Genomic DNA, 7148 nt, shown 5'->3' on the forward strand with positions numbered 1-7148 from the left:
CCGGCGGCTTCCGGCCGGGCGAAGCGCTGTTAGCGTGTCTGCGTCAACGGGCGGAGCACGTCCGTGCGGGAGCGAGGAGAGGACCGGCATGACGTCGACGACGGTCGCCGAGGCGCGCCGTGCGCCGCTGCGCCCGCGCTCCGCGCGGCTGGTCGCGGGCCTCGTCGTCTCGCTCGTCGCGCTCACCGTGGCGCTGCTGGCCAGCGTCGCGATCGGCTCGGCGCTGCTGCCGCTGGACGTCGTGCTGCGAGCCTTCACCGACCCCGACGGCTCGGCGACGCATATGACGGTGACCGTCGCCCGCGTGAACCGCACGATGCTGGGACTTCTCGTCGGCACGGCCCTCGGCGTCGCGGGTGGCCTGATGCAGGCCCTGACCCGCAACCCGCTGGCCGAGCCCGGCATCCTCGGCGTCAACGCGGGCGCCGGCTTCGCCATCGCGCTCGGCGTCACGCTGCTCGGGGCCACGCGCATCGACCAGTACCTGCCGCTCGCCTTCGCGGGCGCCGTCGCGGCCGCCGTGCTCGTCTACGCGACCGCGGGCGGCGCGCGCGGCACGAACTCGCCGCTGCGTCTGACCCTCGTCGGCGTCGCACTCGGCGCGGTTCTGACCGGGCTGTCGCGGACGCTCGCGCTGATCGACCCGCAGACCTTCGACCGCATGCGGTTCTGGGGCGCGGGCACGATCGCCGATCGCCCCGAGGGTACGGTCGCCGCCATCGCCCCGGCGATCGCGATGGGACTGGTCGTGGCAGCGCTGTGCGCCCGGCCGCTCAACGCGATCGCCCTGGGCGATGACACGGCACGGGCGGTCGGCATCCGTCTCGGGCTCACCCGCGCCGGCGTCATGATCGCGGTCACGCTGCTGTGCGGCGCCGCGACGGCGGCGGCGGGGCCGCTCGTCTTCGTGGGACTCATGATGCCCCACGCCGTGCGGTGGCTCACCGGCCCGGACTGGCCGTGGATCCTCGCGTACTCGGCCGTGCTCTCCCCCGCACTGCTGCTGGCCGCCGACATCGTGGGTCGCCTCATCGTGATCCCGGCGGAGCTGCAGGTGGGCGTCGTGATGCCGTTGATCGGGGCGCCGGTGCTCGTGATGCTGGTGCGCGGACGACGGGCGCGTGCGCTGTGAGCACGCCGCTCGTCCTGCGCGTCGGGCCGTTCAGCGTGCGCACCTCGGTCCGGGTGCTGTCGGTGTCGGCCGCGCTGCTCGTGCTCTGCGCGGGGCTGGCCCTGTGGGCCATGACGCTCGGGACCTATGCCGTGGGACCGGGCGACATCGCCGCCGCCTTCGCGGGCCGCGCGGACTCGGCCGTGACGAGGGTCGTCGTGGAATGGCGCGCGCCGCGGGTGTTCGCCGCTCTGCTGTTCGGTGCGGCGCTGGCGGTGAGCGGCGCCGTGTTCCAGTCGCTCACGCGCAACCCGCTGGGAAGCCCGGACGTCATCGGGTTCAGTGCAGGGTCCTACACCGGTGTGGTGGCGGTGCTGCTGCTCGGTGCGAACGGCTACACAGCACGGGCCGGCGGGGCGCTGGCCGGCGGCGTCCTGACCGCCCTCGTCGTGTACCTGCTCGCGCTGCGCCGCGGCATGCAGGGGTTCCGTCTGATCGTCATCGGCATCGGGGTGGGGGCCTTCCTCTCGGCCCTGAACTCGTGGTTCGCGGTCAAGGCGGATGTCGACCTGGCGCTGGCAGCGGCGGTATGGGGCGCCGGGAGCCTCAGCCTCGTGGACTGGCAGACGCTGGCGACTGCGACGCCGGCGCTCGCGGTGCTGGCGCTGTGCGCGCCGGCGGCGCAGCGACGGATGCGGCGACTCGAGCTGGGCGACGACACGGCGGCGATGCTCGGTATCCCCGTCGAGCGCACGAAGGCCCTGCTCGTCCTGTTCGCCGTGACGGCGGTCGCCGTGGCGACCGCCGCGGCCGGACCGATCTCGTTCGTAGCGCTGGCCGCACCCCAGATCGCCAGACGGCTGACCGGACACGGCTCCTCGACCGACCTGGCCGGGGCAGCGCTGGTGGGGGGTGTGATCCTGCTGGCCGCCGACATGGTCGCGCAGCACGCGATCCCCGGCATCGCGCTGCCGACCGGAGCGGTCACCGTCTGCGTCGGCGGCCTGTATCTGGTGATCCTGCTGGCGCGGGAGAGCCGCCGCTTCGCACGCGGGGCAGGACGATGAGCCGGCTCGCGACCCGCGACCTCGCGGCCGGCTACGGCGAGCGCGGAGTGCTGACCGGGCTGAGCGTCGAGATCCCGGACGGGGGCTTCACGGTCGTGGTGGGTCCCAACGCCTGCGGCAAGTCGACGCTGCTGCGGGCGATCGCCCGCCTGTTGCCGCCGGCATCCGGGTCCGTGCTGCTGGACGGCCGCGACATCCGGCGTCTGCCCACGAAGCATGTGGCCCGCAGCCTCGGGCTTCTGCCGCAGAGCCCGCTCGCGCCCGACGGCATCACCGTGGCCGACCTGGTCGGCCGCGGCCGCTATCCGCATCAGAGCGTGCTGTCGAGCTGGTCGCAGGCCGATCAGTGCGCGGTCGACGAGGCGATGGTCGCGACCGGGGTCGTCGACCTCGCGGATCGCCACGTCGACGAGCTCTCCGGCGGGCAACGCCAGCGGGTCTGGATCGCGATGGTGCTCGCGCAGCAGACGCCGATCCTGCTGCTGGACGAGCCCACGACCTTCCTCGACATCGGACATCAGGTGGAAGTGCTCGAGCTGGTCGCACGTCTGCGTGAGGAGGGTCGCACGATCGTCGCCGTGCTGCACGACATCAACCAGGCCGCTCGCTACGGCTCCCACCTGGTGGCGATGCGCGAGGGCGCGATCATCGCGCAGGGCGCTCCCGCCGACGTCGTCGACGAGGCCCTCCTGTTGCAGCTTTTCGGCCTGCGGGCACGCGTGATCCGCGACCCGGACACCGGCGATCCCGTGGTGCTGCCCGGCACGCGCTGACGCGACCGCGCGGCTCAGGCGAAGGGGTCCGGCGTGAGGGTGTACTTGGTCTGCAGGTACTCGTGGATGCCCTCGGCGCCGCCTTCGCGGCCGAGGCCGGAGAGCTTCCAGCCGCCGAAGGGGGCGGCGGCGTTGGAGACCACGCCGACGTTCAGGCCCATCATCCCGGTCTCGAGCCGCTCGATCATCCGCTGCCCGCGGGCGAGGTTCTCCGTGTACACGTACGACACCAGCCCGTACTCGGTGCTGTTCGCGAGACGGACCGCCTCCTCCTCGGTGTCGAACGGGACGATCGCCAGCACCGGGCCGAAGATCTCCTCGCGCAGGATGTCGGCGCCGGCGGGCACGTCGCTGATCACGGTGGGCGCGTAGAAGGTCCCCTCGCCCTCGATCGCGTTCCCGCCGGTGCGCAGCGTCGCGCCGCGGGAGACCGCATCCGCCACCAGCTGCCCGGCCTTCGCGACCGCGCGGTCGTCGATGAGCGGACCGATCACCACCCCGTCCTCGGTGCCGCGCCCGACGGTGAAGCCGTTCACGCGCTCGGTGACCCGCGTCGCGAACTCGTCCGCGACCGAGCGGTGCACGATGAACCGGTTCGCGGCCGTGCAGGCCTGGCCGATGTTGCGGAACTTCGCCGCGACCGCCCCCTCCACCGCCCGTTCCAGGTCGGCGTCCTCGAACACCACGAACGGGGCGTTGCCGCCCAGCTCCATCGAGGTGCGCAGCACCCCGCCCGCCGCCTGCTGCAGCAGCTGCTGCCCCACCGGGGTCGACCCGGTGAACGAGAGCTTGCGCAGCCGCGGGTCGCGGATGATCGCCTCCGACACCGGACCGCTGGTCGCGGTGGTCACCACGTTCACGACGCCGTCGGGAACCCCCGCATCCTGCAGCAGCTTCGCGAAGAACAGCGTCGTCAGCGGGGTCAGCGCCGCCGGCTTGATCACGACCGTGCAGCCGGCCGCCAGCGCCGGGGCGATCTTGCGGGTCGCCATGGCCAGCGGGAAGTTCCACGGCGTGATCAGGAAGCACGGGCCCACCGGATGCTGGGTCACGATCATCCGGCCGGTGCCCTCCGGGTTCGCCCCATACCGGCCCTGCACGTGCGCGGCCTCCTCGCTGAACCAGCGCAGGAACTCGCCACCGTACGCGACCTCGCCCCGCGCCTCCGCCAGCGGCTTGCCCATCTCCAGGGTCATCAGCAGCGCGAAGTCCTCCCGCCGCTCCTGCAGCAGGTCGAACGCGCGACGCAGCAGCTCCGCGCGCTCCCGCACCGGCGTCGCCGCCCATCCCGGGAACGCGTCCGCCGCCGCATCCATCGCCGCCTCGCCGTCGGCCACCGACGCGCTCGCGATGGTCCTGACCACGCGGCCGGTCGCCGGGTCCGCCACGTCCAGCGTCCGACCGCCCTCCGCCGGCCGCCAGGCGCCGGCGATCAGCAGGCCGTCGGGCACCTGGGCCAGCAGCGCGGTCTCGCGGTTCTCATTCATGCGGACTCCCTCGTCGTCTCGGACGCCGGCCGTGCTCGGCCGCGGCGTCACTGTCGAACAGATCGTATACGATCCCGACGGGATCGCGTCTATTCTGCCGACCGCCTCCGCTGCTGTCGCGCTCCCGCACGGCGATCGCCCCCGCCGCCGACCGCCGCCGTGGACAAGCGGCGCCGCGTCTGGCGTCCGCGTCGGATCCGGGGAATGCCGGGCCCTGTCATCGCGCTGTGCCCAGAGCGCACAATGGGCGCGAAGGGGGATGCCATGGAAGGTCTCGAGCTCACCGTCCTGCTCGGCGTCGCGGTGCTGACCGGCACGCTGCTCGCGCCGCGACTGCGGGTCGCGACGCCGCTCGTGCTGCTGATCATCGGGCTCGCGCTCGGCTTCGTCCCGGCGCTGCGCGAGGTGCAGCTGCCGCCGGAGACGGTGCTGCTGCTGTTCCTGCCGATCATGCTGTTCCGGGAGAGCTGGACGACCTCGGTGCGCAGCATCCGCCGCTCGCTCTGGTACATCGTGCCGATGAGCACGCTGCTCGTGGTCGCCTCCGCGTTCGCGGTGGCCGGGATCGCCGCGGCGATGGGCGTGCCGTGGGAGGCGGCGCTGATCCTCGGCGCCGCGGTCGCTCCCCCGGACGCCACGGCCGTCGCGGCGCTCGGCCGCCTGCTGCCGCAGCGCACGTTCATGAAGCTGAAGGCGGAGAGCCTCACCAACGACGGCACCGCGCTGGTCGTGTACGCGATCGCCGTGTCGCTCGCCGTCGGCGGGCAGGTGACCCCGCTGTCGATCACCGCCACCGTGCTGATCTCGTACCTGGGCGGGGCGGTCGCGGGGATCGCCGCCGCGGCGGCCGCGTATCTGGTGATGCGCCGGATGCGGACGACCGTCGCCCTGAACCTCACGATGGCGCTGGTGCCGTTCACGGCGTTCCTGCTGGCGGAGCTGGTGTCGGCGTCCGGCGTGCTCGCCGTCGTCATCGCCGGGCTCATCGTCGCCTGGATCGCGCCGCGGATCACGACGGCCCAGTCGCGACGACAGGCCGACTCGATCTGGACGTTCGGCGCGTTCGTGCTCAACGGCGCCCTGTTCGTGCTGATCGGGCTCGAGGTGCAGTACGTGCTGCACGACATCCCGCTGGCGCAGGTGGGGTGGCTGCTGCTGGTGACCGTCGCGGTGTGGGCGGCGCTGTTCGTGGTGCGCTACCTGTTCCAGCTGCTGTTCGCGCCGTTCGTGCGGCTGTCGTCGCAGACGCCGCCGGGCTCGAGCGCCGCCAGCCGGCACCGTGGCCGCATCGTGAGCACGGTCGCCGGCTTCCGCGGCGCGGTGTCGCTCGCGATCGCGCTGTCGGTGCCGCTGACCACGGATGCGGGCGCGGCGCTGGCGGGGCGCGACTCGATCGTGTTCGTCACGGCGGGGGTCATCGTGCTGAGCCTGCTGGTGCAGGGTCCGCTCCTGCCGGCGGTGGTGCGGTGGGCGAAGCTGCCCGTCGACGACGCCGAGGTCGACGAGTACGAGCTCGCGCAGCGCGCGATCACCGGCGCCGCGCTGGCGGCGATCGACGACCTCGCGGCCGAGCACGGCGTGGGCGACGAGGTGCGCGACCGGGCCCGCGCGGAGGGCTACCTGCAGCTCGAGCTCGCCAACGCGCGCGCCGTGGCGCGTGAGCACGCCGCCATCGACGACGAGATCGCGTCCCTGGAGACCATGCTCTCGGGTCCGGATGCCGGCGTCGACCCGGCGACGGCGGCGTCCGCGGGCGGTGGTGTGCAGCCGGACGGCACCTCGCTGGAGATGCTCGCGATCAGCGACGGCATCGACCTCACGCAGCGCTCGCCGCTGATCCGGCACGAGGAGGCGACGCGTCTGAAGCTCGCCCTGCTGGACCGCAAGCGCGAGGTGCTGCTGCGGCTGCGGCGGGAGGGCACGGTCGACGACCTCGTCGTGCGGCGGGTGCAGGCCGGCCTCGACCTGGAGGAAATCCGCGTGCGCGGGATCGAGGAGATCGACTGACACGTCGTCCTATACTCGACACGTCCGGCGGGTGCCCGCCCGCCGGTGCTCGAAAAATGGGCACGCAGCCGCCCCGGCGGGCGCGCGAGACACATACGGCCTCGACATCCGTTCCGTCTCGAAAGGCGTTCCGCCATGCCCACCGTCTCCGCCCACGTCGCCCGCACCCTCGCCCGTCACGTCTCACACGTGTTCGGCGTGATGGGCAACGGCAACGCGTACCTGCTGGACGCGCTCCAGCGCACCGCCGGCGTCACCTACACCGCGATGCGGCACGAGGCGGGCGCCGTCGTCGCCGCCGACGCCTATCACCGCGCCGGCGGCGGCCTGGCCGCGGCGACCGCGACGTACGGCGCCGGCTTCACGAACACGCTGACCGCCCTGGCGGAGGCGGCGCAGGCACGCGTGCCGCTCGTGCTCGTCGCAGGCTCCGAGCCCACGTCCGGCCCGCGCCCGTGGGACGTCGACCAGATCGCGCTGGCCTCGGCCGTGGGCACCCGCACGTACACGACAGGGCGGATGGATGCCGCGGCCACGACGGTGATCGCGATCGAGCACGCGCTGCAGTACCGCACGCCGGTGGTCCTCGCGATCCCGTATGACGTCGCGCGGCTCGACGCCGGGGAGGTGCCCGCACCGGCGGCGCCACGGCGTCCGGTCCCGCTGGCCCCGGCGCCGTTCGCCGCGGCGGCCGTCGACGACC

At 73.4% G+C, this 7148-nt stretch carries 6 protein-coding genes; 5 read left to right on the plus strand and 1 reads right to left on the minus strand.

Annotated elements, in window-relative coordinates; translation table 11 throughout:
* Positions 1 to 88: 88 nt before the first annotated feature.
* The 3 genes from QM626_RS00420 to QM626_RS00430 are packed head-to-tail and all read left to right on the plus strand — an operon-like array spanning position 89 to position 2951.
* Positions 89 to 1132 (plus strand): iron chelate uptake ABC transporter family permease subunit, encoded by a 1044-nt coding sequence (locus QM626_RS00420; protein ID WP_415072762.1) that lies wholly within the window; start codon positions 89 to 91, stop codon positions 1130 to 1132.
* Positions 1129 to 2178 carry a FecCD family ABC transporter permease gene (locus QM626_RS00425; RefSeq protein WP_415072764.1) on the plus strand — a complete coding sequence of 350 codons (1050 nt, stop codon included), beginning with the start codon at positions 1129 to 1131 and terminating at the stop codon, positions 2176 to 2178. The genes QM626_RS00420 and QM626_RS00425 overlap by 4 nt, the downstream gene beginning before the upstream one ends.
* Positions 2175 to 2951, plus strand: a complete 777-nt coding sequence (locus QM626_RS00430) for an ABC transporter ATP-binding protein (RefSeq protein WP_415072766.1) — start codon at positions 2175 to 2177, stop codon at positions 2949 to 2951. The genes QM626_RS00425 and QM626_RS00430 overlap by 4 nt, the downstream gene beginning before the upstream one ends.
* Before the next feature lie 14 nt (positions 2952 to 2965).
* Here QM626_RS00430 and QM626_RS00435 read toward each other — a convergent pair whose 3' ends face one another.
* Positions 2966 to 4438 carry an NAD-dependent succinate-semialdehyde dehydrogenase gene (locus QM626_RS00435; RefSeq protein ID WP_415072768.1) on the minus strand — a complete coding sequence of 491 codons (1473 nt, stop codon included), beginning with the start codon at positions 4436 to 4438 and terminating at the stop codon, positions 2966 to 2968.
* Positions 4439 to 4702: 264 nt separating this feature from the next.
* Between QM626_RS00435 and QM626_RS00440 the strand changes: the two genes are divergently transcribed.
* Both QM626_RS00440 and QM626_RS00445 read left to right on the plus strand, forming a co-directional pair.
* Positions 4703 to 6445 (plus strand): Na+/H+ antiporter, encoded by a 1743-nt coding sequence (locus tag QM626_RS00440; RefSeq protein WP_415072770.1) that lies wholly within the window; start codon positions 4703 to 4705, stop codon positions 6443 to 6445.
* Positions 6446 to 6580: 135 nt separating this feature from the next.
* A partial coding sequence (locus tag QM626_RS00445; RefSeq protein ID WP_415072772.1) for a thiamine pyrophosphate-binding protein occupies positions 6581 to 7148 on the plus strand: 568 nt, incomplete at its 3' end.

Source organism: Microbacterium sp. (genome assembly GCF_047606385.1).
In the GTDB taxonomy this organism is placed as follows: Bacteria; Actinomycetota; Actinomycetes; order Actinomycetales; family Microbacteriaceae; genus Microbacterium.